We start from the raw sequence: 25,913 nt of genomic DNA on the forward strand, positions 1-25,913 counted from the left end.
TTACTATCCTTAATAACGTTATACAGGCTGCAAGCCGTATTGGTTGATTTTTTCGATCAGTGCTCGGTTGGTTGGCATGGAACCGAGTAGTTGATGTGTGTATTTTTCGTTCTTACGAATTAAGTTCAAGGCGTGTTGATGGCGGTCTGGGGCAATGCCTCTGGGATCGCATGTGTTGAACTGCATGCCATAAAGCACGTATTGATAACTGGCGGCTGGAAACACTTCTACAGCGCGGTCAAAATCGCCGTGCCATGGATATTGATGCTGCCAAATGGTGAGTAATTCATTTAAAGAATCAGGAATACTGCTTGATTCACGATTATCGATCCAAAACTTACTGTCTATGCGTTTTGAAAGCATGTAATGCAGCTTTAGAAAATCGATAATCCGCTGCCAACGATATAGAAAGGTTTCGTTGAACCGTTTTGCGACGATATTCATCGATGCTCGGTTCGCTGGCAGTTGTTCGGCGATCATTGAAGCCGAAATCTCAACCAAGACTAAAGCAGATGCTTCGAGCGGCTCTAAAAAACCGGCCGACAATCCCACCGCAACACAGTTATTGACCCAAAACTTTTCGCGGTGACCGGAATCAATATCAATACTTTTAACAGACAATGAATCGGCATTTGCATAGCTGGGCGTGATGTAACTCAACAATTGTTGATGGGCTTGGTCATCGCTGATGTGAGCCGATGAAAAGACATGACCTACACCACGTCGATTGGTGAGCCCAATATCCCATATCCAACCAGAGGTTTGTGCGGTGGATATGGTATGAGAAGCGATAGGACTTTGTTCGTCGGGGTAGGGAACATGCACGGCTAACGCTCGGTCGGCAAATAACACATCGCGGCATGACTTGAATGGGGTGTTGTAGTGTTGACCAATCAATAACGATTTAAAACCGGTGCAATCGATAAATAAATCACCGTCGATGTCACCATTATTTTGCGTGATGACCGCACTGATATCGCCGTTTGTCGCCGCTTTAACGCTCACCACATTGTCTAAAATATGGGTCACTCCAAGTTGAGTGGTGCAATGTCGTTTTAAAAATTCGGAAAAAGCGCCAGCATCGAGATGATAAGCGTAATTCGCCACCGCATCGTATTCTGCAGTGGTAATGAGTTTGGGGGCCAAACCGTGCTCACACAGGGCCTCTTGGTAACACACGTTTTCAGAGAATGAGCCCTTGTTATGATGGTGCCAATGAGGGGCTAAATTGGTGTTATCGAAATCAGTCGGGAGTACCAATGGGTGGTAGTAGAAGTCGTCGGGAGTACCGGTGGTCCATTGTGCAAACTTAGCGCCCTGTTTAAAGGAAACATTGCACTCGCGCATAAAATCCGTTTCTGAGATGCCCATTTTTTTCAGTGTGGTGCGCATGGTGGGCCACGTCCCTTCGCCCACACCAATGGTGGGAATATCGGGAGATTCTACGAGCGTAATGGAAACATTCGCTTCATGTTCTCGCTTTATTTTAGCTGCCAACGTCCCTGCGGTGATCCATCCTGCGGTGCCGCCTCCAACAATAACAATTGATGTGACTGCGTTGGTCATATTTACACTCCTTGGTTATTCGTTGTGTTTTCACTGGTTGAACCATTAATAAAGGCCGCCGTTAATTTGGCGGCCTTTGCATGTTGCACTGTGACTATTTTTCGCAATTGAAAAATAAGCGCTATTGATTACCAGTTGGCACGAACACCAAAGCTGTAACGAGGACCATATTGTTCAGCTGAGATCAATTGATTCTCGAAACGGCCATAGCGGCGAACAGTTTCGTTAGTGACGTTGATAGCGTCCGCGAATACAGAGAAGTTCTCGTTGATGTCATAGCTAATGCTGGCATCAAGTTGACCATAGGCTTCTGTAAACGTTGGCTCATTGCCCAGAGCGAGCAAGAAGTCGTCACGCCAGTTATAGGCAACGCGAACTTCAAAGGTTTCGTTTTCATAGAAACCGACCAAGTTGGCAGTGTCGCTTAGTCCTGTCAGTGCTACAGTTTCGTCAAAGTTGAACGGGTCAAACTCTTCATCGCTGTCAACAATGGTGTAGTTGGCAACAGCACCGAAACCAGTATCTGCGAACATGTATTGAACATTAAATTCCCAACCATCAAGCTCTCTGTTTTGAAGGTTTTGCGGCGTGGAAATTTCCCAGGTAATCACAGGGTCGCTTGCGGTCCCCAAACATGCTGGATTCGGTGTGGCTGAAGAATCAGGACATCCTGGGCGTGGGTTCACACTTGGATCCGTGAGCGGTTGGCCGTTCACGTCGTTAAGCGGACCATTTACAACGCCTGAACCAATGAAGTTTTCAACGTACTTTTTGAAGTAGCCAGCTGAAGCGAAGCTACCGTTGTCGTCGTACCACTCTACAGACAAGTCGAAGTTGTCGGAGGTAATTGGCAGCAAGTTTGGATTGCCCTGAGACGCTTGGAATGGGCCTTCAGGTCTTGCGTTTGTAGTTGTTCCCGGGAATAGAGCATTGATGCTGGCTCGACCAATGGTTCGACTGTAAGATGCACGGGTCACGATGTCATCAGTGACATCCACCTGAATGTCAAGGTTTGGCAAAATACGCGTGTAGCTGCCCGTTAAACGTTGTGCTGTATCGACCGTGTCATAAACTTCGCTTAGTTCCTCAGGATGGCGGTAGTTCATTGCGATAATGCCAGGTTGAACTGAGTATGCTTCTACGTCAGTGTCTTCCCAACGAACACCTGCGTTAATTGAAATCGGGAAATTATTCAGTTCGGTTTCAATCTGAAGCGCAGCATATACGGCAAGCGTTTCTTCTTCCATACCATTGGTAGTGACGTTAGGCGCCTGATATTTACCTTCAGCGGTCACGATATCTAGGAACTGCTCGGCACTATATTTAGCGATGTATGGGAATAGATCTTTATATCCAGAAAACTCATCAAGTGTGCTTCCAGACTCTTCAAATGAGAGATCTAAGGCATCCATTGAGATGTCAACAAAGTCAAATCGTTCGCTTAAATACGTATCGACTTCATACTTGGTGTTTTGGATGCCGAACGTAATTTGGCTTAAATCGCCATTGCCGCCATTTAACCACGTTCCTGAAAGGTGCACTTGTTTAATGTCATTTTCCATCGAGTAACCGCGTTGCTGGTACAAGTCAGAAACAATGTTGCTCTTGTCATATGCGCCACCCACTAAGCCTGAATCATCGACAATGATGTTCGGAATATCACCGACAAAATCAGCACCGATAAGGGCCACAGAACCCGGCGGATTCTTTAGGTTTGCTAGTGTTTCAGCCGTGTCGCCATCAGGGTTCGATTCAGAAGAGGAATCGTGATAATCCAACATAAAACTTAAGGTGTCAGTGGCGTCCCATTTGAGATTCACACCCAAAGAATCGTTTTCTTTTTCTTCGTAGTATTTCCAAGCCCAGAAGTTTAGTTCATCATTTGCATTGCGTGGACTGTACACAGTACCGTTTGCGTCGGTAGCGCCGGTTGGATTATCAAACCAGAATGCTGAGCGATTGGTAGTACTTGTTTCTTCAAAACGAGAAATAGTGTAGTCAAGCGTGGCTTCTACGGTGTCGATCGGAGAATATTGAACAACAAGCTGCGCATTGTCACGTTCGCGAGTTGTATCGTAGTGTTCAGAGGTGGCAGTCCAAGCTGTCCAAAACGATTGGTCAGGGTTTTTTGCAGTATCGATAGCACTCGTATCGATACCATCCCTATTACCACGGTTTCTTACCCAACCATCGGTACCTGCGCGATCGCGGTGGCTATCACGCTCTGAGTGAGATGCCGACAACATGACCCCAAGTTTGCCGTCTAAGAAGATATTACTGACCATGCCTGAAACTTCAGGTGTGAAATCATCACCCTTGTCTTCGACGCTGGTATCGTGAATCGCGGTGGCGCTTGCAAATGCCTTGAAGCCATCATAGTCAAATGGCTTGGCCGTTTTAATATTAATCGTCGCACCAATACCACCAGAAGTGATGTTCGCGCGTCCAGTTTTAATAGCTTCAACGCCAGATACGGTTTCAGACGCAATTTCACGGAAGTTAAAGCTTCGCGAAATCCCTGCTGATTGAAGTACAGACGAATTAGGCATTTGGCGACCATTCAATGTCACCAAGTTAAAGCTTGGGCCGAAACCACGAACGGTGACTTGGTTACCTTCGTTGTTTGCCCGGTCAATCGATACGCCCGGTATACGCTGCAACGACTCTGCTAAGTTACTGTCTGGAAACTTACCGATGTCTTCTGCAGAAATCGCATCTACAACACCCGCTGACGAGCGTTTAATGTCTGCGGATTTCGTAAGAGAACCACGAATACCTGAAACTTGAATAACCTCTACTTCTTCTTTTTGAAGATTATTTTGTTGTGTTTCTTCTGCTGCATGTGCCATCGAAGCCGAACCTGTCGCAACAAGTATCGCCATATAAACAGAATTTAATTTAAATCTGTTGGTGTCCATTTTTATCCCTGCCCCTAGTGCATTAGAATTATTGTGTGTTTGAAACAAGATTCCCGAGAGTGAAACTTTCTCGGTTGAGTGATGAAATCTTGCACACTTAAGGTAAGGGAATAGTGCATTTACGCAATACGGTCATTTGCAAAATGTTAACAATGTACCGTTTTTATTTAACATTCGGGCTCGTATTAGAGACGTAGCGCACACTATGAGTTTTCGTTTTTAGAGTAATAAATCAGACCGGACCGAAATTGATACCAGCAATGGACGATTTGAGAGACTCGATGGAGTATTTGAAAGGTCACTGGTTTGCCTTTCTGTAGCGGTGTTGGATAGATATTTGTTCGATAAATTGCCTTTTTTTTCCAAAAATTGCCGTAGAAGTAATCAATATTTCAGATTCTGGGATTAAAAATAGAGAATTTGGCACACTGGTTCGCCGGCTACAACGAGAGTTGTTGCGACGCCAATGCCTTTGCGCCTTAGCAATAAAAAATTAGAGTAGTTAGTGTTTTTTGAGTGCAGAAACGGTGAAAAAAGGTTGTCAAACGGTGATAACACCGAGCAGACTAGAGTCTAGTTCATGTTGGGATTTTCACTGAAAAATTGTGAAATATATGTCGTATCCAGCAGAAATACAGCAGGACAGTAAAGACGTACGAATGCCGAATAACCATTTGGCTAAATATAAAGTGGGAGGGATAAAATGGTGCTCGCTACTGGACTCGAACCAGTGACACCCTGCATGTCATGCAGGTACTCTAACCAACTGAGCTAAGCGAGCTTAATTTGGAACGCACATCTAAACCAAGAACCGACTTATCTGTACTATGCTTCACTTGCTTGGGGGAACCCCTTGCGAAGTGGGCGTCATAATAGCCACGCTTTTTCGCCTATGCAACATTTTTTGTAGTAGATTCTAAAATTCATCAATCAAATGGCTGCTCTTTATTCAATTTGCTTAGAAATCCATCTCCAAGGTTACTATTTATCGGTTGCGCGGAGGCTCCTGCAATCAGGCATGCATGAAATTGAATATCGTAGTAATGGAAATTATCGAGCTTGCCAATATTCCATTTTTCTATGGTATACAGGCGAGATATGGCATCTGATACAGAATATGATAATGCTTGGTTTGGGAAATTAATTGGGCGCCGATTCTTGATTCATACTGAAGTCCAAACGGCAATGCTAAAGGTCTTGGCCCCAACTTTCGCAGGGCTTGAACAATTTGCCAACACATTATTATGAGCCGATGTATGGTATGAATTTGATCCAGTGCTCTCACCCAATTTGAATTATGTATTGTCTGTTGATGAATCGACCTACACCCCAGGTTCAGACTGGGGCGATCAGCAGGGTCGTGGGATGGGAGATTTTCACCCCATCGCTTGGCACCAAGAGTTTGATGGGGCGCTCGTTCTATACCCCATTGGGACATGTGCCGGCAGCCTATCAACATTCTCTTTTTCTTAATCACATATTATGGTGGATTGTATTGGGCGGCTACGGGACAAACAAAGAGCGAGCACTTCATGAAGGCTATGAATGCGCAAGCAAAGACTTGAATAATGCCGTAAATCACCTGATTTATAGTGTTTTTTAAACTTTGTTGATCAAAGTCGGGCTTTTTTCACCAATAGTGCCACTGTCCTTTTTTATTTTGCGCAATTTTCGAGTAGACTTAGCCGGCTAAAATTTCCATTCATAACGACACCTTAACTGTCACTCGTTATTTAAGAGAACCACTATGTTGAATCTTGACGCACTGGTTGCCGAGGCTCTCGCTGCCGTTAATGGTGCCGAAAAAGCCAACGCACTGGATGAAGTGCGGGTAAATTATTTAGGTAAAAAGGGTAAGCTCACCGAGCAGCTCAAATCGTTGGGCAAGTTAAGCGCGGAAGAGCGTCCTGCTGCGGGCCAGGCCATTAATCAGGCTAAGCAAGATGTTCAGCAAGCAATTAACAGCAAAATGGCTGAATTGCAGCAAGCTGAACTGAATGCCAAGTTATCATCTGAAACCATTGATGTGACATTGCCTGGGCGTCGTATGCCTGAAGCGGGATTGCATCCAGTGAGCCGTACGATCGACCGAATTAAAACCTACTTTGGTGAGCTCGGCTTCGAAGTGAAGCAAGGACCAGAGGTTGAAGATTCATTTCACAACTTCGATGCGCTGAACATTCCTGAGCATCACCCCGCACGAGCTGATCACGACACCTTTTATTTCAATCCTGATTTAGTGCTGCGTACGCAAACCTCTGGCGTACAAATTCGCACCATGGAAAATGAAAAGCCGCCATTGCGTATCATTTCTCCGGGTCGTGTGTATCGGAACGACTATGATCAAACGCACACACCTATGTTCCACCAAGTTGAAGGCTTAATGATTGACGAACACGTCTCGTTTGCCGAACTCAAAGGTATTTTGCACGATTTCTTGCAAAACTTTTTTGAAAAAGACCTCACGGTACGTTTCCGCCCTTCATACTTCCCATTTACAGAACCTTCAGCTGAGGTTGATGTATTGGGCGAGAATGGTTGGTTAGAGGTTCTTGGTTGCGGCATGGTGCATCCAAATGTATTGCGTAGTGTTGGAATCGACCCTGAAAAATATTGCGGATTTGCCTTTGGTATGGGGGTCGAGCGTTTAACTATGTTGCGCTATGGCGTCAATGACTTACGAGCGTTTTTTGAAAACGATCTTCGTTTCTTGCGTCAGTTTAACTAAGGAGAGCCCAGACGATGAAATTCAGTGAATCTTGGGTCCGCGAGTGGGTGAATCCTGCAATTAGCCGTGAACAACTGGCTGAACAAATTACCATGGCTGGACTTGAAGTAGACGGCGTTGATGCCGTTGCTGGTGAGTTTAGCGGTGTATTAGTGGGTGAAGTGGTTGAATGTGGCCAACATCCAGATGCCGATAAGCTACGTGTGACCAAAATCAATGTCGGTGACGATGAGTTGCTTGATATTGTTTGTGGTGCTGCAAACTGCCGTTTAGGTTTAAAAGTAGCGGTTGCAACAGTGGGAGCCGTGTTGCCGGGTAACTTTAAAATCAAGAAAGCAAAACTACGTGGGCAGCCTTCGTTTGGAATGCTGTGCGCTGAAGCAGAGCTGGGTATGGCTGAAGAGTCCGATGGCATCATGGAATTGCCAGCAGATGCTCCGGTTGGCGCAGATGTTCGTGAGTACCTACAGCTTGACGACGCCACCATTGAAGTTGACCTCACGCCAAACCGTAGTGACTGTTTGGGTATTAAAGGCTTGGCTCGTGAAATTGGCGTGTTGAATAACACCGCTGTGACCGAACCGACTTGGACCAACGCAGCTGTTACCATTGACGATGTCATCTCTATTGAACTTGCAGCTCCCGATGCGTGCCCTCGTTATCTAGGTCGTATCATCCGCAACATTAATATTGATGCAACAACACCGTTATGGATGGTTGAAAAGCTACGCCGCTGTGGCGTGCGTTCTATTGATCCTGTAGTTGATGTGACTAACTTTGTGCTGCTCGAAATGGGCCACCCAATGCATGCCTTCGATTTGAATCAGATCGAAGGTGGCATTGTGGTTCGTAAAGCGTCTGACAAAGAGCCATTGACGTTGCTTGACGGTAACGCGATTGAAGTTCGTTCAGACACATTAGTGATTGCCGATCAGCAAAAATCTCTCGCATTGGCGGGTATTTTTGGTGGCGACAAAAGCGGTGTTACACAGCAAACTAAAGATATTTTATTAGAGAGTGCATTCTTTGCACCGATTGCAATTGCCGGTAAAGCTCGGAGTTATGGCTTGCACACCGATGCATCGCACCGCTATGAGCGCGGTGTCGATTGGAAGTTGCAATCGATGGCAATGGAACGTGCTACAGCCTTGTTGGTTGATATTGTGGGCGGAGACGTGGGGCCAGTGGTTGAAGCGGTTAACGAAGCGCATTTACCAGCGGTACCTGCAATTGAATTACGTCAGGCCAAACTTGATCGCATTATCGGTATTCATATCGATCCAGCTCAAGTCTCTGAAATACTTGAACGTTTGGGTATGACAGTGTCAACTCTGAGTCAAGGTTGGTCGGTGGTGGTACCGTCATATCGATTCGATATCTCAATCGAAGAAGATTTGGTGGAAGAAGTCGCTCGAGTATACGGCTACAACAATATTCCAAATATCCCTCCAACGGCTAAGCTCGAGATGAATCGTCATCCTGAAGCCGCTGTGGTTGAAAATGAACTGAAAGAAATTTTGGTGGGGCGTGGCTACCAAGAAGCAATTACCTACAGCTTTGTCGATCCAAAAACGCAAAAGGTATTGTTCCCAGAGACTCAAGACTTAATTTTGCCACACCCTATATCGGTGGATATGTCGGCAATGCGCGTGAGCCTTTTACCCGGTTTACTGGCGACTGTGAAGCATAACCAAAACCGCCAACAACCTCGTGTTCGAATCTTTGAATTGGGACTACGCTTTTTACCGGAAGGCGACAACCAAGTTGTCCAAGAAAAAATGTTGAGTGGTGTGATCACGGGCAGTCGCTTTGAAGAACACTGGAGCGAGGGCGCTGCCGCCGTTGATTTCTATGATGTGAAAGGTGATGTTGAAGCGATCGTTGCTTCATTGGGTGGTGTTGGTGAATTTAGTTTTGCTCCTGAGGCTCATCCATCAATGCACCCGGGGCAGAGTGCTGCACTTTATCGTGGTCAACAATGTGTGGGTCATATTGGTGCTTTGCATCCATCTGCAGCGAAAAAGCTGGGATTGAAAGGGAAAATATTCGTATTTGAACTGTTAGTGAGTGCTTTGGGTGAGAAAGATTTGCCAAAAGCGCAAGCAATTAGCAAGTTCCCCGCCAATCGACGTGATTTTGCATTTGTTGTAAATGAAGCAGTAAATGCGCAAGACGTGCTTGATGTCATTAAAAAAGTTGGCGGTAATCAAGTCGTTAGCATAAACTTATTCGATGTGTACCAAGGGGAAGGGATCGCAGAGGGTAAAAAGAGCCTCGCGATCGCAATTACGGTACAAGATTTGGCACGAACACTTGAAGATAAGGAAATCAGCGTCTTAACTGATAGTGTCATCTCGGCAATTGTTTCAGATTTTAATGCTACCTTAAGGGAGTGATTTATGGCGCTCACCAAAGCGGATATGGCTGAAATGCTTTTCAGCAAATTGGGCATCAATAAAAAGATGGCCAAAGATATGGTGGAAAACTTCTTCGAAGAGATACGTCAATCGCTCGAAGAGGGAGAACAGGTAAAGTTATCAGGATTTGGTAATTTTGATTTGCGTGTGAAAAATGAGCGCCCAGGTCGAAATCCTAAAACTGGTGAAGATATTCCCATTAGTTCTCGACGCGTGGTGACGTTTCGTCCCGGGCAAAAGTTAAAGTCTCGTGTGGAGACAGCAGAGCCTTTGGAATAAGATCAAGTATTGAAGGCAGCGGTCCCAAGGCCCGCTGCCTTTTGTTTTGCTTGTTCTGGCCATTGGTTGGGAACAATAAAAGACTGAGTGCCGTTCTGAGTAATGAGAATGGGCGTTGTTAGAACTTGTTCAGTTAAGTTGATGCTCTGTGGTGCGTTCGAACTTAACCCTAACCAACAATGTTTAGGTTGCTCATAAACTGGATGAAGGTTGTTCGTTTGTTGGCTACTACTCCATTGTTGCTGCGTCATCCAATGCAGTTTGTTGGCTTCTGTAGTTGGCCAATAAACTCGCCCTTTGACCACTAATCGGTGCTTATCAATCGTTCCTATACCTACAGCCGCTAAGGCGTCTTTTGCTTCGGGCCGTTGTCCAAGTTGGATCTGGTGGGAGAGCATTTTTTGCTTTTTCAGTTGCCAATAATCATTAAGATTTGGGCCAAGCCAAATCCATTCTGACGCCAAAGGTAAAGCAAGGTAAAACTTACTGGCGAGTTCCCAATGCTCTATGGTTTGATCGGGAATATACCGAACTAAGAAGTCAAAACTCCCCAATGTACGTCCTTCTCCATTCACCTGTAAGTTTGCACAAATCAATTGATAATCAGGATGGGCGTCGATTGCTTTGAGCCACAAGGTTTCAAAATAGATTCCGAGCCGAGTAGGGATCACTAGGTCCTCAGAGCTCGAGTTACAGAACTTGGGGCGCACAGTATTCCAAAAGTCAGAATACCAGTCAGCGTTGGGAGAGTAAGCGTGGTCTATGCCTTCAAATGCAGGCGTTTCGATTGCGTACTGCGCATCCAATCGATAGTTTTGTTGTTTTATTACAGCTGATTCAAGCATTAGTGTGATTTCAATCGCTTCAAATTCTGATCTTAATCAATGAGTTGTGTAATAAATCAACAAAGTGATTGCGATCACATTTTTACTGGTCTAACCTGTAAGCAGGATAACCAGCAAGGAGAGACGTTATGTTTTCAGTCTACCATCCGATGACCATTATTTTACGCCGAATTTTTGTGGTGTTCACGGCAATCTTATCATTACCTGCTTTTGCAATTCCTGCTGTTCGTGGTCCATTGGGAAGCTATTTGCATCGATTTTGGGTTAAATCCAGTGACAAGCCTGTTTGGATGCAACTGCAAGATGCAGCAAATGGATTAAAGTCATAGGCTTGCAATATTAAATTTGTTGGTTTGCGCTGATCCGAAAAGCGTTTGAGCGAGTACACTGTAAGTCACTTTACTTTTCAGTTGGCTCGCTATGAAATTTATTGCTTCAGAGTTTGATTCAAACTCCATCAAAGTAGGCGTGAGCGCCTGTGTCGTTGGTCAACCCGTGCGGTTTGACGGCGGCCATAAACAATCCACATTTGCCCAAAGCGATTTAAGCCCATTTGTCGAGTATGTTCCGGTCTGCCCAGAAGTTGCGATTGGCATGGGTGTGCCGCGTCCAACCATTCGGCTTGTAGATCACGATGGTGACATTCGGGTTCAGGGTTCAACTAAGAAAGAAATTGATGTCACCGAAGACTTACGGGCATTTAGTCACGAGCAGGTCACCCACCTCAATGGCTTGAGCGGGTACATCGTATGCGCCAAATCGCCAACATGCGGTTTTCAACGCATCAAAATTTATCACCCGGAAGGGCACTTACTAACGAATGATTCCGCTGGCGTGTACACGCAGGCTTTAATGAAGGCGCATCCGCTGTTACCTATAGAAGACAACGGACGTCTGTGCGATCCGGTACTTAAAGAAAACTTCGTGACACGCGTTTTTGCTTACCACGATTGGCAAACGATGGTTGCATCGGGTATTACTCCGCAGAAAATGGTTGAGTTTCATTCTCGCTATAAATTCTTAGTGATGGCTAACCATGTTCCGTCTTATCGCATGCTGGGTGAGTTATTGGGCGATTTGAAACGCGCACCGCTCGAAGATATTGCCGATGAATATATTGCAGGACTGATGTTTGCATTGACGCAGCGCCCGGGCCGAAAAGGTAATACCAACGCCCTAATGCATTTGCAGGGGTACTTTAAACGCTTCATCGGATCAGACGAGCGGCAGGCCTTAGCAGACGTCATCGATAAATACCGCGTTGGCGAATTACCACTTATGGCTCCCATTACGCTCCTGCGGCATTTGTTGGTCAAATTCCCGAACCAGTACTTGTCGCAACAGGTTTACTTGAAACCCTATCCCGACAAGCTCGCACTTCGCAACTTATTGTAAGTTTATATGTATAAAACGTCTCTTGTTTGGCTGCGCCGTGACTTGCGCAGCCTTGATAATCCCGCACTGTCGAAAGCCTGTGAAATCAGCGATACGGTTTACGCGCTTTACTTAGCCGCCCCGGATACTTGGCGGCAGCACCACATGGCGCCGATTCAATCCGACTTGATTCGACGGCAGCTCGATGCCCTGCGCGACGAATTTAACGCTTTAAACATTGAGTTGCTGGTACTTAATGCTCATGATTTTACCGGGCAGGTTGAAACGCTTCGCCATGTCATACAAGTAACATCTGCAGAAGCGGTGTTTGCCAATCGGGAGCTGGAAGTGCGCGAATCTGCGCGCGACAACGAAGCTCAAAGTCGCATCGGTGTTCCATTTCACCTGAGCGACGATCGTTGTGTGATTCAACCCGGAACGCTAAAAAATGGAGGCGGGCAGCCTTATAAAGTCTTCACTCCGTTTAGTAAAACTTGGGTTACCGAGTTAATGCGATTGGGGTGGGATTGTGAGCCACGACCCCACCCGAAAGTGCTTAAACCGATTGTTCCAGTATCCCTCGAAATACTGACTGAATGGCCATACGACACAGGTAATAGCAGCGCTTGGGACGTGGGTAGCGAATCGGTCTTGAAGGCGTTGCGCAGTTTTAGTAGAGAGCGTGCTCAACTCTATAAAAAGCATCGAGATTTACCCGCAATCGATGGAACTTCAAAGCTTTCAGCATACCTAGCGATTGGCGCACTATCGGGGCGGCAATGTGTGGCAAGATTGGTTGCGGATCATGGCGCTCCCGACACATTAAATGAAGGCGCTCGAACGTGGTTAAATGAATTGATTTGGCGAGACTTCTACCAGCATGTCATGGTTGCTTGGCCTCATGTTGTCAAAGGAAAAGCCTTTAAAACTAATTACGAGGCTATTTCATGGCATAACGATCCAATGCTGTTTGATGCGTGGTGCAAAGGGCAAACAGGATTTCCAATCGTCGATGCAGCAATGCGGCAGCTTAACCAAACAGGTTGGATGCATAATCGTTTGCGCATGATCGTGGCGTCTTTCTTATGCAAAGACCTTTTGATCGACTGGCGTTGGGGAGAACAGTATTTTATGTCGCGACTAATTGATGGCGACTTTGCTGCCAACAATGGCGGTTGGCAGTGGGCGGCTTCAACCGGCACAGATGCGGCACCGTACTTCAGAATATTTAACCCAGTGACTCAAAGCCAACGATTTGATCCGCAGGGCGTGTTTATCCGTTCGTATGTGAAAGAGCTTGCATCAACCGACGATAAGCGCGTTCATTTAGCAAGTGATGGGCAATTTTACAACCGAGCCGTTGTTGATCATTCGGAACAACGAAAACTCGCATTGGCTACCTATAAAACAGCGTTAGAGGCAGAAGTCTAGTGGAACAGTGGGTCGAATCATTTAAAGCCATGTATCTGAATTTAAATGCAGATAATGTGGAACAGCTAAAGCAGTGGTACGGTGTGGATGCCACATTCGTAGACCCATTTCATTCAGTATCTGGCATTGATGCGATTGTTCATTACTTTGCTGCCATGTATGAAAATGTTGAAAGCATTCATTTTGACTATAAATGGCAAATGAGCAATGACGATGGAACGGTCATTGGCTGGGTGATGACCTTTACGCACAAGAAAATAAATGGCGGAAAACCGGTGTCCGTCGATGGTGTTTCCCACATCCGAATTGAACAGGGTAAGGTGATTTATCATCGTGACTTTTTTGATGGGGCGAGCATGCTCTACGAACAACTGCCGGTGCTCGGTAGCATGATTCGTTTTCTTAAGAAGAGAATGGCTGCGTGAGTACGGTACTCATTACAGGCGCCACCAGCGGTGTTGGTTTAAGCCTTGCGAAGGACTATTTGGCGCAGGGTGATCAAGTGATTGCATGCGGTCGGAATAAAGCTGTTCTCGAACAATTATCAGCGCAGGGTATGATCACGTTGGCGTTTGACACCAGTGAGCAAATTGCGGTTGAAAATGCGTTCAAGCAATTATCAGAAACTGTAACTCATATTGACCGACTAGTGTTAAATGCGGGTGTTTGTGAGTATATTGAAGACGGTCACCTCGATCATCAAGTTATGCAACGCACTATGGATATTAACGTTGTTGCCCCCATCCGAGTTCTGAACGCAGCCATGGCATTGCTTTCACGATCGTCGCAGCCACAAGTTGCATTGGTGTCGAGTGCTTCTATTTACCTGCCGTTTGCTAGAGCTGAAGCATATGGCGCTTCAAAAGCAGCAATTCAGTACATAGGTCACGTCTTGAGAAATACCTTGAAGCACAAGTCGATTGACGTTTCTACCATTGTATTAGGTTTTATTGATACTCCACTCACTCAAAAGAATAACTTTGAAATGCCCATGCTAAAACCCGCTCATGAAGCGAGTAGGGCAATCATTAAAGGGCTGGAGCAGCGCAAAGCCGAAATAAAGTTTCCAAAGCTGTTTTGCGCCACGTTAAGCTTTATTAGTATTTTGCCATTAACCGTCAGGCTCGCGCTTGCAAGGGCGTTAATGGTTTCTAGTTCCAAGGATTGATGTATGAAAGTCGCAGTAATCGGTAGTGGTATCTCGGGTCTCGTAACCAGCTATTTGTTGAAAGAAGAATACCAAGTCACCTTGTTTGAAAAGAATAGTTATTTGGGCGGGCATACGGCCACTAAAGAGCTTTCTGGGGCTCATCAAGGTGTTGCTGTTGACACCGGCTTTATTGTTTTCAACAACCGCACGTATCCCAATTTTTTGAAGTTTCTGGCGCGCTTGGGAGTGGACTACCAAAACACCGACATGAGCTTTAGTGTTAGTAACAAAGACACTCAGCTTGAATACAATGGTCATTCCTTGAGTACGCTGTTTGCGGACTGGAAAAACGCCTTCAACCCTAAATTTTATCGTTTGCTTTACGACATTATGCGTTTCAATAAGCAAGCGCGTGCGGCGTTCGATAATCACGAAATTGATCCAGACTTGACGCTGGGCGACTTCCTAGATTTACACAACTATAACGAATATTTCCGAGTGAATTACCTCATGTCGATGGGGGCAGCGATCTGGTCGTCGTCTATTCGTGAGATGGAAGAATTTCCGTTACTGTTTTTTGTCCGGTTTTTTATCAATCATGGCTTGCTCGATGTGACAAATCGCCCGCAGTGGTATGTTGTTAAAGGCGGTTCTCACCAATACGTTAAAGCGTGGCAGAAAGAGTGCGCAGAGCATGTGAACATCATGTCGGGGGCGGTATCGGTCACGCGTGATCAACATGGTGTTTTAGTCACGACTGACAGCGAACAATTGCAATTCGATAAGGTTATTTTTGCGTGTCACAGCGACGAAGCACTGAAGCTATTAGGCTCGAATGCAAGCCCAAACGAGGCGCAAATTTTGGGCGATATTCCTTACCAAAATAACGAAGTGGTATTGCATACCGATATCACTCGGCTCCCCAAACACAAGAGGGCGTGGGCGGCGTGGAACTACATGTTGGACAACAAAGACAGCCCATTGGCCACACTCACCTACAACATGAATATTCTGCAAGGGTTGAAAAGCGACACCACTTACTGCGTTAGCTTGAACCAAACCGATCAAATCGATGCAGAGCACATTATTGGTCGCTATCACTATTCACACCCTGTGTTTAATATAACTAGCTTTGAAGCGCAGAAGAAGCGCGATGAGATCAACGGTCAACACAACACGTATTTTTGTGGTGCTTACTGGTATAACGGCTTTCATGAGGACGGTGTTCGCTCCGCGCTTGATGTGGTTAAAGCCCTCAATGGGGCGTCGCTTTGAACAGCCATCTCTACATCGGGCATATCAGGCACCGCAGATCTCGGCCAGCGGTGAATTGCTTTAAGTATCCGCTTTTTATGCCCATGCTAGATCTTGATGAGTTAGAGCAACTGGATCAAAATGTTGGCCTATTTTCGGTGAATCGTTTCAACTGGGCACAACTTAAGCGCTCTGATTACCTCAAACAATCGTCTCAACCCGAATTAAAAGACGCCGTGCGCGAACAGCTTAAATTGCTCACCGGTTATGAGTGCGATGGCAAAATTTTAATGCTCGGCCAGCTACGGTATTTAGGTGTTTACTTCAGCCCCATCAATTGCTTTTACTGCTATTCCAGTAGCGGACAGTTAATGTACGTATTGGCTGAAGTGAGCAACACGCCTTGGCTAAAAACACATTATTACGCAGTGCCATGCCAGCAAAAGGACGTGCGTCAACCCAAAGCCTTTCATGTCTCGCCATTTATGGAATTAAATATGGATTACCAATGGCGTATTAAAACTCCACACCAAAAATTACTGCTGCATATTGAAAACCACGATCGCCAAGGAAAAATATTTGATGCGACATTGGCGATGATCCAAAACCCATTGAATAGCCGTACTTTGTTTGGAGTGCTGCTTAAGACGCCCATCATTACAATCAGCATCATGGTAAAAATATATTGGCAGGCACTTAAGTTATGGGTCAAAAAAGTGCCTTATGTACCCTACACGACACATTCAGGAGCGAAAAATGTCGAATGAGTCTTCTCTGACGTTAACGTCAAATATACAAGCTTCAGGCCCATCAGTGGTCACTAGAATGCTATTGAATTCACTGCAAAATTTGTCGGTAGGGCAATTAACTTTGGTGGATGGAGACCGGAAGCAAATATTTGGCGAAGGCAACGAAGGCGTGTCTGCTCACGTAACGGTGCATGATCCGAGTTTTTATAAGGCAGTCATTAAAGACGGTAGTATTGGTGCGGCAGAATCATACATGCAGGGCCACTGGGAGACCCCAGATCTCACCGCAGTAATGCGGTTGATGGCGTCGAATTTAGCGACCCTAGACCGACTCGATGCCAGCACGTCTTGGTTGAACCGCTTATCGCGAAAATTGTTCCATAAACTCAATGGCAACAGTGTCACGGGCTCTAAAAAGAATATCGTTGCCCACTATGACTTGAGCAATGCATTTTATGAGTTGTTTCTAGACTCAACCATGATGTACTCCGCCGGTGTATATGCCGATCAAGGCAGCACATTGCAAGACGCATCTGAGCACAAACTGAAGCGTTTGTGTGATTTTCTAGATTTGTCAGCTGATGACCATTTACTAGAAATTGGTACGGGGTGGGGCGGACTCGCCTGTTATGCTGCCAAACATTACGGTTGCAAAGTCACTACCACTACAATCAGTGATGAGCAGTATAAGTTTGCACAAACTCGGTTTGAACAAGAAGGCGTGGCCGACCAGGTTGTATTACTGAATCAAGATTATCGAGCGCTAACCGGCGTTTACGACAAGTTGATCTCAATCGAAATGATTGAAGCTGTAGGATTTGAGCACTTGGACCAATTTTTTAAAAAGTGTTCCTCGTTACTCAAACCGGGCGGAAAAATGTCGTTGCAATCAATTACCATTGCCGATCAGCGTGAGAAGGCGTATCGCAACAGCGTAGACTTTATTCAGCGCTACATTTTCCCAGGCGGCTACCTGCCGTCAGTGGCCGTGTTATCTGAGCATATTGCAAAATACAGTGATTTATCCATACGAACCCTCAACGATATTGGCTTGGACTACGCCAAAACGTTGGAGGATTGGCGTCACAATTTCGAAGAGCAGTTAGATAAGGTGCGTGCATTAGGATTCGATGAGCAATTCATTCGCATGTGGCGTTTTTATCTATGTTATTGTGAAGGCGGCTTTCGCGAGAAAACTATTAGTACTGTTCAGATGCAATTGGAAAAGGCTCCATATAGTTGAATCATAGTTCTACAAAGCTGCCTATATGGTGGCTTATTCTAAATGTTGCATCGTTCCAACTATGCTGGTTTAGCTTGGTTATGATGGGTGATCTTGCTGTGCCTTGGGTTATCGCCTGGTTTATCGGTCATTGGTCGTTGTCTCCCACGCCAAAGGCTGATCGCAATTTAATGGTGATATTTCTGGCCATTGGTTTGGTCAGTGAACTGATTCATTTCCATTCGGGGGTGCTCCAACTCCCCAATCACTCAGGCCCGTTACCGCCCCTATGGTTGCTATGTTTATGGCCGTTGTTTGCCACTATGTTGCTTCACAGTTTACGTTGGCTGTTAGCCAAGCCTTATTTAGGTGCTGTGCTAGCCGCAGCTGGCGGGTGGATTAGTTACCGAGCGGGCGCTGTGATTGCCGGGGGGGAGTTGGTGTTTCCGCTCAGCCTTATGATTGCGTTTGAATGGGCAGTGATTTTTGTGGTGGCCTGCCGGTACTTGGTTCCTTTGGCGTTGCCTCGCGTTTCTCGTTAACCGCGCTTTCTCTAATCTCTTATTGTGATGATTCAATGAATGCCATTAATTAATCGCAACTTTGAGTTTTCAGAATCGGTCAATTTAGTGATTTCTTTGAAAATCAAAACCCTAGAGTTTTAGGTGTACTGGACAGCTGCAAAAAATCAATTCTAATGAGCACACCTCAATCCAAAAACCTGCCGTTAACAATATCAAACAACAATTAACCTATATTAGATTTATTTTAAAATAGCATGAATACGGCTGGCACAGCATATTTAACACGTTAGAGATAGAATATCTGCCTAAAGGGAATGTAAGTGTCTCTGTCGCTCATGCATGTTGGTGACTTAAAAAAAATACCGTTGTAAAACAGGTTGTTATAGAGTTGGGTAATGCTTGAAAGTGGGGTGTTTCTCGATTGGGATAATCGGGCGAAGCCGAGACTGTGGGTTAAGCTGCAGTGTGTGACATACAGCCATATTATCCATTCTGATAGTTGAATTTATGATAACTAATATCAACAGCTAGGCAATAGAATGCGTGCTACACCATAATCTAACTCGCAATGTTACCGTTAACGCTTTGTTAGGGGTTCTTCTTCGAGACTTGACCATACTGGAGACAAACATGGTTCAAACAGGTAAAACAAATTTGATGGCAATAACGTTTGCTGTTGCGTTGGGGGGGCTGCTATTTGGTTACGATACAGCGGTTATCTCAGGGACCACAGAAGCCCTTACAAATTTCTTTCAAGGTAGTCCAGCTGAAATGGGCTTTGCTTTTTCTTCTGCTCTTTTAGGTTGTATTGTTGGAGCCATCGTAGCGGGTTTCATTAGTAATAGTATGGGCCGCAGAGGCTCTTTGCTGTTGGCAGCAATTCTATTCTTTATTTCTGCAATTGGCAGTGCTGTGCCAGATATGTTTGTGCCTAGTTTCATGCTCAGTGGCGACGTAGAGCAGGATCTTAACGCTTACTATTGGTCCTTTATCGTGTTTCGTTTGATTGGTGGCGTAGGTGTTGGTATCGCGTCTATGGTGTCGCCAATGTACATTGCCGAGGTGGCACCCGCTGAGCGTCGTGGTGCTTTAGTGGCTTGTAATCAATTTGCGATTATCTTCGGGATGCTCGTTGTCTACTTTGTAAATTACGGTATTGCTCAACTTGGCGATCTGTCTTGGTTGTATCAAACCGGATGGCGATACATGTTCGCATCTGAAATGATTCCAGCCACACTATTTTTCGTTTTACTACTGCGTGTGCCAGAAACACCACGTTGGTTGGCGCTACAAGGACGAGATGAGGAAGCAAAAGGCTTGTTGGCTGGGTTGGGGGGAGCTCACTCAGTTCAATCCCAGTGGAATGAAATCCAACAATCGATGAAGCAAAAAACAGGTAAGCTGCTGTCACCTAAAGTTTTTTACGTGCTGACCATTGGCATTATGCTCAGTGTGTTCCAGCAGATCACCGGCATTAATGTATTCTTGTATTATGCACCAGAAATTCTGAAGGGCTTTGGTGACGGCAACCTCGATATTGCATTGTTGCAAACCATTATGGTGGGTGCGGTGAACCTTATCTTCACTGTGATTGCTATTAAAACGGTAGACAAGTTTGGTCGTCGTCCTCTGATGATGATTGGTTCAGCAGCCATGGCGGTGTGTATGATTGCTATTGGTACCGCTGCGTACTTAGATGCAGTAGGCGGCTATTTACTGGTCTTCGTACTGGGTTATATTGCTGCGTTCGCCTTGTCATTGGGTCCAGTGGTTTGGGTCTTGTTGTCTGAAATATTCCCGAATAACGTTCGCTCTAAAGCATTGTCTGTGGCGGTGTTCTTCCAGTGGTTTTCTAACTTCTTGGTGTCTCAGACCTTCCCGATGATGAATGCCAAAGATAGCTTCTTGTATCAAAGCTTCAACGGTGGCTTCCCATTCTGGTTCTATGGTGCCATGGCCGTTCTCACTGTTGTGTTCGTTTATAAGTGGGTGCCTGAAACTAAGGGACTGACACTTGAAGAACTAGAAGACCTTTGGGAACAAAAAACCGAAGAAGACCCTATTGCTGAGGTGGCTCGCAACCAAGCTTAACTTCAATCAGTAATGACCAATGAGCCCTGCCCACTGGCGGGGCTTTTTTTGTTCAAAAAAGTCGAGTGCTCATCAAACATCGAACCATATAAAGTTGCAAATGCGCGGCCCACGGGATTGATCGAATATGATGGATTCGGTATCGCACCAGCACCAAAACCTAACGCGTTGTATGGGTTGGTAACATATTAATTTACACACAAAATTAATATTTAGTGAGATGCGGGTCTATGTTGATCTAAATCACAAGTTCGACTCGCCAATGAATTACTATGCGCAAAATGCAACAATTTAAGTGAGTGCGCTGGAATTCATATGAACAAAATTAAACTCGTCATGATCGGCAATGGCATGGTAGGTCATCGTTACCTGGAAGATTTGGTCGACAAAGCCGATATTGATCAGTTTGAAGTCACGGTGTTCTGCGAAGAGCCCCGAGTTGCCTACGATCGTGTTCATCTCTCCTCATATTTTTCACATCATACCGCTGAAGAACTGTCGTTAGTTAAGCAAGGCTTTTATGAAAAGCATGGTATCCAAGTGCTCATTGGTGAGCAGGCGACGCATATCGATCGCACGCACCAAGTTGTGACAGCAAGTTCGGGCCGCGAGGTGCAATACGACCGTTTGGTCATGGCAACAGGCTCGTACCCTTGGGTACCGCCAATTCAAGGCAATGAAGGCAAAGATTGTTTTGTGTATCGCACGATTGAAGATCTGAAAGCCATCGAAACCTGTGCAAAAACAAGCTACTCGGGCGCTGTTGTGGGTGGGGGCTTGTTAGGACTTGAAGCTGCAGGGGCATTAAAAGCTCTGGGCGTTGAAACACACGTCATAGAATTTGCGCCTGTGCTAATGGCGGAACAGTTGGATCATCAAGGCGGTTTATTACTCCGCAAAGAAATTGAGCGTATGGGCGTGAACGTTCATACCAGTAAAAACACACTTGAGATTTGTAGCAGTGAAGGCGAGCGTCGCAATGTGATGAAGTTTGCTGACGACACTGAATTGGAAGTTGATTTTGTGGTGTTTTCTACAGGTATTCGCCCGCAAGATAAACTGGCACGTCAAATCGATTTGGAACTTGCCCCGCGCGGCGGCATTGCAATTGACGATCAATGCCTGACCTCTGATTCCAATATTTATGCCATCGGAGAGTGTGCATCATGGAATGCTAGCTTCTTTGGTTTAGTGGCCCCTGGCTATAAGATGGCGCAAGTTGCAGTGGATCATTTGCTGGGTAACAGCAACGCTTTTGAAGGCGCGGATATGAGCGCAAAGCTCAAATTGCTGGGGGTTAAAGTCGGTAGTATTGGTGACGCTAATGGTCGTACTCCAGGCTGCAAAAGTTATGTATATCAAAACGATGATGAATGTATATATAAGAGAATTATCGTTTCTGAAAATGGTAAGCAGCTGTTAGGTGCGGTACTGGTGGGCGATACATCAGACTACGGCAACCTGTTGCAACTCAAACTCAACGATATTGAATTACCAGAGCATCCCGACAGCCTGATTTTGCCTGCTCATGCCGGTGCCGAAACGCCAGCCATGGGGGCCGATTCATTACCTGATACTGCTGTGATTTGTTCTTGTTTTGATGTCACAAAAGGCAAGATTTCCGCAGCGGTTGCCGGTGGGCATCATACCTTGGCCGATATTAAAGCTGTGACGAACGCGGGTACAGGTTGTGGTGGATGTTTACCGCTCATCGGTCAAGTACTGAATGCCGAGTTGGCGAAGTCTGGCATTGAGGTTAACAACCACCTATGCGAACACTTCCATTACTCGCGTCAAGAATTATTCCACCTGATTCGAGTAGAAGGACATCGTACGTTTGCTGAAGTATTGGCGAAACATGGGCAAGGTTATGGCTGTGAAGTGTGCAAACCAGCCATTGGTTCAGTGTTGTCATCATGCTGGGGCGACCATGTTTTGTCCTCAGAGCTCGTATCTTTGCAAGACAGTAACGATAACTTTCTTGGCAACATCCAAAAAGATGGCACTTATTCAGTGATTCCAAGAATGGCCGGTGGTGAAGTCACCCCCAAAGCGTTGGGAGTATTAGCGCAAGTGGCTGCGGATTACGATTTGTATACCAAAATTACAGGAGCGCAGCGTATTGGGTTATTTGGTGCGCAAAAAGACGATTTACCTGAGATTTGGCGCAAGCTCATTAACGCCGGCTATGAAACAGGCCAGGCATACGGTAAGGCGCTCCGTATGGCCAAAACCTGTGTTGGTAGCACTTGGTGTCGCTTTGGTGTGCAAGATAGCGTCAACTTGGGTGTCACACTTGAGAATCGATACAAAGGTATTCGTACTCCTCACAAAATGAAATTTGGTGTGTCGGGTTGCACCCGTGAGTGCGCCGAAGCGCAAGGTAAAGATTTAGGCATTATTGCTACGGATGCCGGTTGGAATATGTATGTAGGTGGCAATGGCGGCATGAAGCCACGTCATGGTGATTTGCTGGCTTCAGATTTAGACGAAGCAACGCTAATTCAATACGTAGACCGGTTCATGATGTTTTATGTCCGTACGGCCGATAAATTACAGCGCACGTCGGTTTGGCTAGAAAACCTAGAAGGGGGGGTGGATTACCTCCGTGAGGTGGTGGTGAACGACAAGCTTGGCATCAACACGCAGCTTGAAGCTGACGTTGCACGACTTGTAAATGAATATCGATGTGAATGGACCGACACCATTAATGATCCGAAACAGTTAAAGCGCTTTACTCACTTCATTAACAGCGATCGTCGAGATGACAACGTGGTATTCGTTCCAGCACGCGAACAACATCGTCCGGCAAGCTTCGCAGAAAAGCATCCACCCATCAAAGGTGACATTCTTCATGTTGCATTGGAGACCGTAGAATGAGCAATTGGCTAACCATTTGTCATGTAGATGACATTCCCGCAGGCACCGGTTTATGTGCGCTTGTGAACGAACAGCAAGTAGCGGTCTTTAGGCCCGATGACTCAGGCTCTGTGTTTGCTATTTCGAACATGGATCCGTTTGCAAATGCCAATGTACTATCGCGCGGCTTAATTGCTCAGCACCAAGATGAGCTATGGGTCGCCAGCCCGCTTAAAAAGCAGCGTTTTAACCTTTCAGATGGCCGTTGTTTAGAAAATTCTGAAATGAGTGTGAAAAGTTACCCCGCTAGAGTGCGCGATGGCAACGTCGAAATTGCCGATTCAGCAGCGCTTTAAGCAACACAATTTATAATGAAAAGGAATCACCAAGAATGTTTGCAGATCCTATTAAAAAGTGTTCCCAAACAGCCGGTCGCATTGTAAAGCTGGCCGACGAAAATCCAATCGGTTTTTGGATTAGCTCTGCGATGGCAGGGGCTTATGTGGGCTTGGGAATCATCTTAATTTTCACACTGGGCAACTTAGTAGACCCGTCTATACGTCCTTTGGTAATGGGGGGCACGTTTGGTATTGCTTTGACCTTGGTGATCATGGCCGGATCAGAATTGTATACCGGGCACACCATGTTTTTAGCTTTCGGGGCTAAAACTGGCGAAATTACATGGTTTGATAATCTCCGTATTTTACCGCAAACGTGGGCTGGTAACTTGTTAGGTTCAGTCATGGTGGCGTTATTATTCTTTTATGCTGGCGGCGGAGCGCTATTGCCTGAAACGAGCAGCCTATTACATAAGGTTGCGCTGGCGAAAACATCGGCGTCTATCGACGTTTTATTGTTCAAAGGAATTTTGTGTAACTGGTTGGTCTGCTTAGCTATTTGGATGTGCCAGCGAGTTGAAGGCACGGGCCGCTTTATTGCGATTTGGTGGTGTTTATTGGCCTTTATCGCCTGTGGTTATGAGCACTCAGTAGCGAACATGACTATTTTTGCATTATCTTGGTTTGGTCAGCATAGTGATGCATATACCTTGTCTGGTATTGGTCACAACTTGCTGTGGGTTTCAATAGGGAACGCGATTTCAGGTGCTGCTTTCATGGGATTGGGTTACTGGTACTCAACACCGAAAGAGCAACGTCCAATGTTTAAACCCACTAAAAACGATAACCTCGATGACACGATCGAGGTCTCTAAAGCCGCCGAGGCTACGCAATAACTCAGGCGTTCAATGCGTCGTTTAAGCCACTGCAAATGCAGTGGCTTTTTTTTGCCTCCAATTCGACACGAATATGATCGTTTTGTGTTGTGTACGCATAAGAGAAAGAGGATTAACTACTGTTAGGTAGAAATATGCGTGCATTCATATTGTCGTTATGTTGCTGGTGTGCATTCCCAGTCTCTGCTGAAGCGAGCCGTTTAGTCGGCAAAGCAGACTTCGACGTGTTGTGGTTTACGGTGTACAACGCTGAATTGTATCACCCGAATGGAGCATTTAAATTCGACAATGTCGAAGGTTCTCGGCTAGAACTTCAATATCAGGTTGATATAACCTCAGAAGAACTCGTTGAAGCGACTATTGATGAATGGCGCAAACTCGGTTTTGTCCAAACCGCGCAGCATAAATCATGGCGCGAACAGTTGCTGAGCATATGGCCCGACATCTCCGAGGGTGACAGGCTCGTGGTGGAAATTAATGCACAAGGTCGGGCTGATTTTTCACATCAATCCCACGGTAAGGCACTGAGCCATATTGGCTCCATCAATTCCAAACAATTCAGCATCGAGTTTCTATCCATTTGGTTAGCCGACCGAGACCAACACACCGAATTTAGAGCCCAATTACTTGGGCAAAAGGAATAACAACAATGAGACACCTATTTGTAATCGCCATCGCATTGTGGGGCTTACTCGGTTGCTCGCAACAGCTATCGGATTACCAAGGTCGTGAAGATGCGTTTGATCTTCGCTCTTACTTTGACGGTGACCTGAAAGCTTGGGGAACCGTCAGCGATCGCAATGGCGTGGTGAAACGCCGCTTTACTGCAACTATTAAGGCGACTTGGCAGGGCGATAAAGGCACGTTAGATGAAGTTTTTGAATTTGATGATGGAGAGCGTCAAACTCGCGTTTGGACACTGACTCGCAGCAACAATGCCTACACAGGAACAGCAGCCGATGTTGAAGGGCAAGCTCAGGGCAGTGTGGTAGGGTTTGCCATGAATTGGAATTACGACTTACAGATCGTAGTCGACGGCGAAAAGTGGACGGTCGGGGTGAACGATTGGCTGTACCAAATAGACAAAAACGTGGTGATGAACGTGGGCGAACTCACCAAGTTTGGCTTCAAAGTAGGGCAGATCACTTTGTTTATGCAAAAACAATGAGTCGCAAAGATTACACCCAATGACACGAGTGTTTATAATCATCGGCATTGGTACTGGTCTTCAGCACGGTTTATCTCGTACACTGGCGGTGGCTTTATTAGGAG

General features: G+C 45.8%; 22 protein-coding genes and 1 tRNA gene. 19 read left to right on the top strand and 4 right to left on the bottom strand.

Annotated features, from left to right (window positions below; all coding sequences use genetic code 11):
• Nucleotides 1-18: 18 nt before the first annotated feature.
• The 3 genes from NAF29_RS09930 to NAF29_RS09940 all read right to left on the bottom strand — a co-directional run bounded on the left by NAF29_RS09930 (nt 19) and on the right by NAF29_RS09940 (nt 5,265).
• The gene (locus NAF29_RS09930; protein WP_251261393.1) at nt 19-1,566 is read right to left on the bottom strand and encodes a tryptophan halogenase family protein; all 1,548 of its coding nucleotides are present in this window, start codon (nt 1,564-1,566) and stop codon (nt 19-21) included.
• Between the two features lie 128 nt (nt 1,567-1,694).
• Nucleotides 1,695-4,484, bottom strand: a complete 2,790-nt coding sequence (locus NAF29_RS09935; RefSeq protein WP_251261394.1) for a TonB-dependent receptor — start codon at nt 4,482-4,484, stop codon at nt 1,695-1,697.
• Nucleotides 4,485-5,188: 704 nt separating this feature from the next.
• A tRNA-Val gene (locus tag NAF29_RS09940) sits at nt 5,189-5,265 on the bottom strand.
• 494 nt (nt 5,266-5,759) lie between these two features.
• Between NAF29_RS09940 and NAF29_RS09945 the strand changes: the two genes are divergently transcribed.
• From NAF29_RS09945 to NAF29_RS09960, 4 genes are all read left to right on the top strand, one after another.
• Nucleotides 5,760-5,957: a ThuA domain-containing protein gene (locus NAF29_RS09945; protein ID WP_251261395.1), complete on the top strand. Its 198-nt coding sequence runs from the start codon at nt 5,760-5,762 to the stop codon at nt 5,955-5,957.
• Nucleotides 5,958-6,231: 274 nt separating this feature from the next.
• Nucleotides 6,232-7,212: a phenylalanine--tRNA ligase subunit alpha gene (pheS, locus tag NAF29_RS09950; RefSeq protein ID WP_251261396.1), complete on the top strand. Its 981-nt coding sequence runs from the start codon at nt 6,232-6,234 to the stop codon at nt 7,210-7,212.
• A 14-nt stretch (nt 7,213-7,226) separates the two neighbouring features.
• Nucleotides 7,227-9,608 carry a phenylalanine--tRNA ligase subunit beta gene (gene pheT, locus NAF29_RS09955; protein ID WP_251261397.1) on the top strand — a complete coding sequence of 794 codons (2,382 nt, stop codon included), beginning with the start codon at nt 7,227-7,229 and terminating at the stop codon, nt 9,606-9,608.
• A 3-nt stretch (nt 9,609-9,611) separates the two neighbouring features.
• Complete coding sequence (locus NAF29_RS09960; RefSeq protein ID WP_251261398.1) at nt 9,612-9,908, top strand: integration host factor subunit alpha; 297 nt, start codon at nt 9,612-9,614, stop codon at nt 9,906-9,908.
• A 2-nt stretch (nt 9,909-9,910) separates the two neighbouring features.
• On the opposite strand, the gene NAF29_RS09965 is transcribed toward NAF29_RS09960, so the two are convergent.
• On the bottom strand, nt 9,911-10,753 hold the full coding sequence (locus tag NAF29_RS09965) for a DUF1853 family protein (protein WP_251261399.1): 843 nt from the start codon (nt 10,751-10,753) through the stop codon (nt 9,911-9,913).
• A gap of 128 nt (nt 10,754-10,881) precedes the next feature.
• Between NAF29_RS09965 and NAF29_RS09970 the strand changes: the two genes are divergently transcribed.
• From NAF29_RS09970 to NAF29_RS10040, 15 genes are all read left to right on the top strand, one after another.
• Nucleotides 10,882-11,082 (top strand): DUF2517 family protein, encoded by a 201-nt coding sequence (locus NAF29_RS09970; RefSeq protein ID WP_251261400.1) that lies wholly within the window; start codon nt 10,882-10,884, stop codon nt 11,080-11,082.
• 91 nt (nt 11,083-11,173) lie between these two features.
• Entirely contained in the window at nt 11,174-12,148 is a 975-nt protein-coding gene (locus tag NAF29_RS09975; RefSeq protein WP_251261401.1) for a YbgA family protein, read from the top strand.
• A 6-nt stretch (nt 12,149-12,154) separates the two neighbouring features.
• Complete coding sequence (gene phrB / locus NAF29_RS09980) at nt 12,155-13,558, top strand: deoxyribodipyrimidine photo-lyase (protein WP_251261402.1); 1,404 nt, start codon at nt 12,155-12,157, stop codon at nt 13,556-13,558.
• A complete protein-coding gene (locus NAF29_RS09985; protein ID WP_251261403.1) occupies nt 13,558-13,983 on the top strand; it encodes a nuclear transport factor 2 family protein in 426 nt (141 codons plus the stop codon). The genes phrB and NAF29_RS09985 overlap by 1 nt, the downstream gene beginning before the upstream one ends.
• Nucleotides 13,980-14,726: an SDR family NAD(P)-dependent oxidoreductase gene (locus tag NAF29_RS09990; protein ID WP_251261404.1), complete on the top strand. Its 747-nt coding sequence runs from the start codon at nt 13,980-13,982 to the stop codon at nt 14,724-14,726. Before NAF29_RS09985 ends, NAF29_RS09990 begins: the two co-directional genes overlap by 4 nt.
• Nucleotides 14,727-14,729: 3 nt before the next feature.
• Nucleotides 14,730-15,983 carry an NAD(P)/FAD-dependent oxidoreductase gene (locus NAF29_RS09995; protein WP_251261405.1) on the top strand — a complete coding sequence of 418 codons (1,254 nt, stop codon included), beginning with the start codon at nt 14,730-14,732 and terminating at the stop codon, nt 15,981-15,983.
• Nucleotides 15,980-16,729: a DUF1365 domain-containing protein gene (locus NAF29_RS10000; RefSeq protein ID WP_285817690.1), complete on the top strand. Its 750-nt coding sequence runs from the start codon at nt 15,980-15,982 to the stop codon at nt 16,727-16,729. The genes NAF29_RS09995 and NAF29_RS10000 overlap by 4 nt, the downstream gene beginning before the upstream one ends.
• Nucleotides 16,719-17,954, top strand: a complete 1,236-nt coding sequence (locus NAF29_RS10005) for an SAM-dependent methyltransferase (RefSeq protein WP_251261406.1) — start codon at nt 16,719-16,721, stop codon at nt 17,952-17,954. The genes NAF29_RS10000 and NAF29_RS10005 overlap by 11 nt, the downstream gene beginning before the upstream one ends.
• Complete coding sequence (locus NAF29_RS10010) at nt 17,951-18,475, top strand: DUF2878 domain-containing protein (protein WP_285817691.1); 525 nt, start codon at nt 17,951-17,953, stop codon at nt 18,473-18,475. Before NAF29_RS10005 ends, NAF29_RS10010 begins: the two co-directional genes overlap by 4 nt.
• Nucleotides 18,476-19,087: 612 nt before the next feature.
• Nucleotides 19,088-20,548 (top strand): D-xylose transporter XylE, encoded by a 1,461-nt coding sequence (gene xylE, locus NAF29_RS10015; RefSeq protein ID WP_251261408.1) that lies wholly within the window; start codon nt 19,088-19,090, stop codon nt 20,546-20,548.
• Between the two features lie 315 nt (nt 20,549-20,863).
• Entirely contained in the window at nt 20,864-23,428 is a 2,565-nt protein-coding gene (gene nirB, locus NAF29_RS10020; protein WP_251261409.1) for a nitrite reductase large subunit NirB, read from the top strand.
• Nucleotides 23,425-23,763: a nitrite reductase small subunit NirD gene (gene nirD / locus NAF29_RS10025; protein WP_251261410.1), complete on the top strand. Its 339-nt coding sequence runs from the start codon at nt 23,425-23,427 to the stop codon at nt 23,761-23,763. The genes nirB and nirD overlap by 4 nt, the downstream gene beginning before the upstream one ends.
• Before the next feature lie 35 nt (nt 23,764-23,798).
• On the top strand, nt 23,799-24,641 hold the full coding sequence (gene nirC, locus NAF29_RS10030) for a nitrite transporter NirC (protein ID WP_251261411.1): 843 nt from the start codon (nt 23,799-23,801) through the stop codon (nt 24,639-24,641).
• 134 nt (nt 24,642-24,775) lie between these two features.
• On the top strand, nt 24,776-25,285 hold the full coding sequence (locus NAF29_RS10035) for a chalcone isomerase family protein (RefSeq protein WP_251261412.1): 510 nt from the start codon (nt 24,776-24,778) through the stop codon (nt 25,283-25,285).
• A gap of 5 nt (nt 25,286-25,290) precedes the next feature.
• Entirely contained in the window at nt 25,291-25,809 is a 519-nt protein-coding gene (locus NAF29_RS10040; RefSeq protein WP_251261413.1) for a DUF3833 domain-containing protein, read from the top strand.
• Nucleotides 25,810-25,913 lie beyond the last annotated feature (104 nt).

The sequence above is a fragment of the Echinimonas agarilytica genome (assembly GCF_023703465.1).
GTDB lineage: Bacteria > Pseudomonadota > Gammaproteobacteria > Enterobacterales > Neiellaceae > Echinimonas > Echinimonas agarilytica.

What these genes read in the sequence shown, in the direction of transcription:
- NAF29_RS09930 (WP_251261393.1), bottom strand. Translation starts at nt 1,566, where the DNA reads ATGACCAACGCAGTCACATCAATTGTTATTGTTGGAGGCGGCACCGCA.
- NAF29_RS09935 (WP_251261394.1), bottom strand. Translation starts at nt 4,484, where the DNA reads ATGGACACCAACAGATTTAAATTAAATTCTGTTTATATGGCGATACTT.
- pheS (WP_251261396.1), top strand. Translation starts at nt 6,232, where the DNA reads ATGTTGAATCTTGACGCACTGGTTGCCGAGGCTCTCGCTGCCGTTAAT.
- pheT (WP_251261397.1), top strand. Translation starts at nt 7,227, where the DNA reads ATGAAATTCAGTGAATCTTGGGTCCGCGAGTGGGTGAATCCTGCAATT.
- NAF29_RS09960 (WP_251261398.1), top strand. Translation starts at nt 9,612, where the DNA reads ATGGCGCTCACCAAAGCGGATATGGCTGAAATGCTTTTCAGCAAATTG.
- NAF29_RS09965 (WP_251261399.1), bottom strand. Translation starts at nt 10,753, where the DNA reads ATGCTTGAATCAGCTGTAATAAAACAACAAAACTATCGATTGGATGCG.
- NAF29_RS09970 (WP_251261400.1), top strand. Translation starts at nt 10,882, where the DNA reads ATGTTTTCAGTCTACCATCCGATGACCATTATTTTACGCCGAATTTTT.
- NAF29_RS09975 (WP_251261401.1), top strand. Translation starts at nt 11,174, where the DNA reads ATGAAATTTATTGCTTCAGAGTTTGATTCAAACTCCATCAAAGTAGGC.
- phrB (WP_251261402.1), top strand. Translation starts at nt 12,155, where the DNA reads ATGTATAAAACGTCTCTTGTTTGGCTGCGCCGTGACTTGCGCAGCCTT.
- NAF29_RS09995 (WP_251261405.1), top strand. Translation starts at nt 14,730, where the DNA reads ATGAAAGTCGCAGTAATCGGTAGTGGTATCTCGGGTCTCGTAACCAGC.
- NAF29_RS10005 (WP_251261406.1), top strand. Translation starts at nt 16,719, where the DNA reads ATGTCGAATGAGTCTTCTCTGACGTTAACGTCAAATATACAAGCTTCA.
- xylE (WP_251261408.1), top strand. Translation starts at nt 19,088, where the DNA reads ATGGTTCAAACAGGTAAAACAAATTTGATGGCAATAACGTTTGCTGTT.
- nirB (WP_251261409.1), top strand. Translation starts at nt 20,864, where the DNA reads ATGAACAAAATTAAACTCGTCATGATCGGCAATGGCATGGTAGGTCAT.
- nirD (WP_251261410.1), top strand. Translation starts at nt 23,425, where the DNA reads ATGAGCAATTGGCTAACCATTTGTCATGTAGATGACATTCCCGCAGGC.
- nirC (WP_251261411.1), top strand. Translation starts at nt 23,799, where the DNA reads ATGTTTGCAGATCCTATTAAAAAGTGTTCCCAAACAGCCGGTCGCATT.
- NAF29_RS10035 (WP_251261412.1), top strand. Translation starts at nt 24,776, where the DNA reads ATGCGTGCATTCATATTGTCGTTATGTTGCTGGTGTGCATTCCCAGTC.
- NAF29_RS10040 (WP_251261413.1), top strand. Translation starts at nt 25,291, where the DNA reads ATGAGACACCTATTTGTAATCGCCATCGCATTGTGGGGCTTACTCGGT.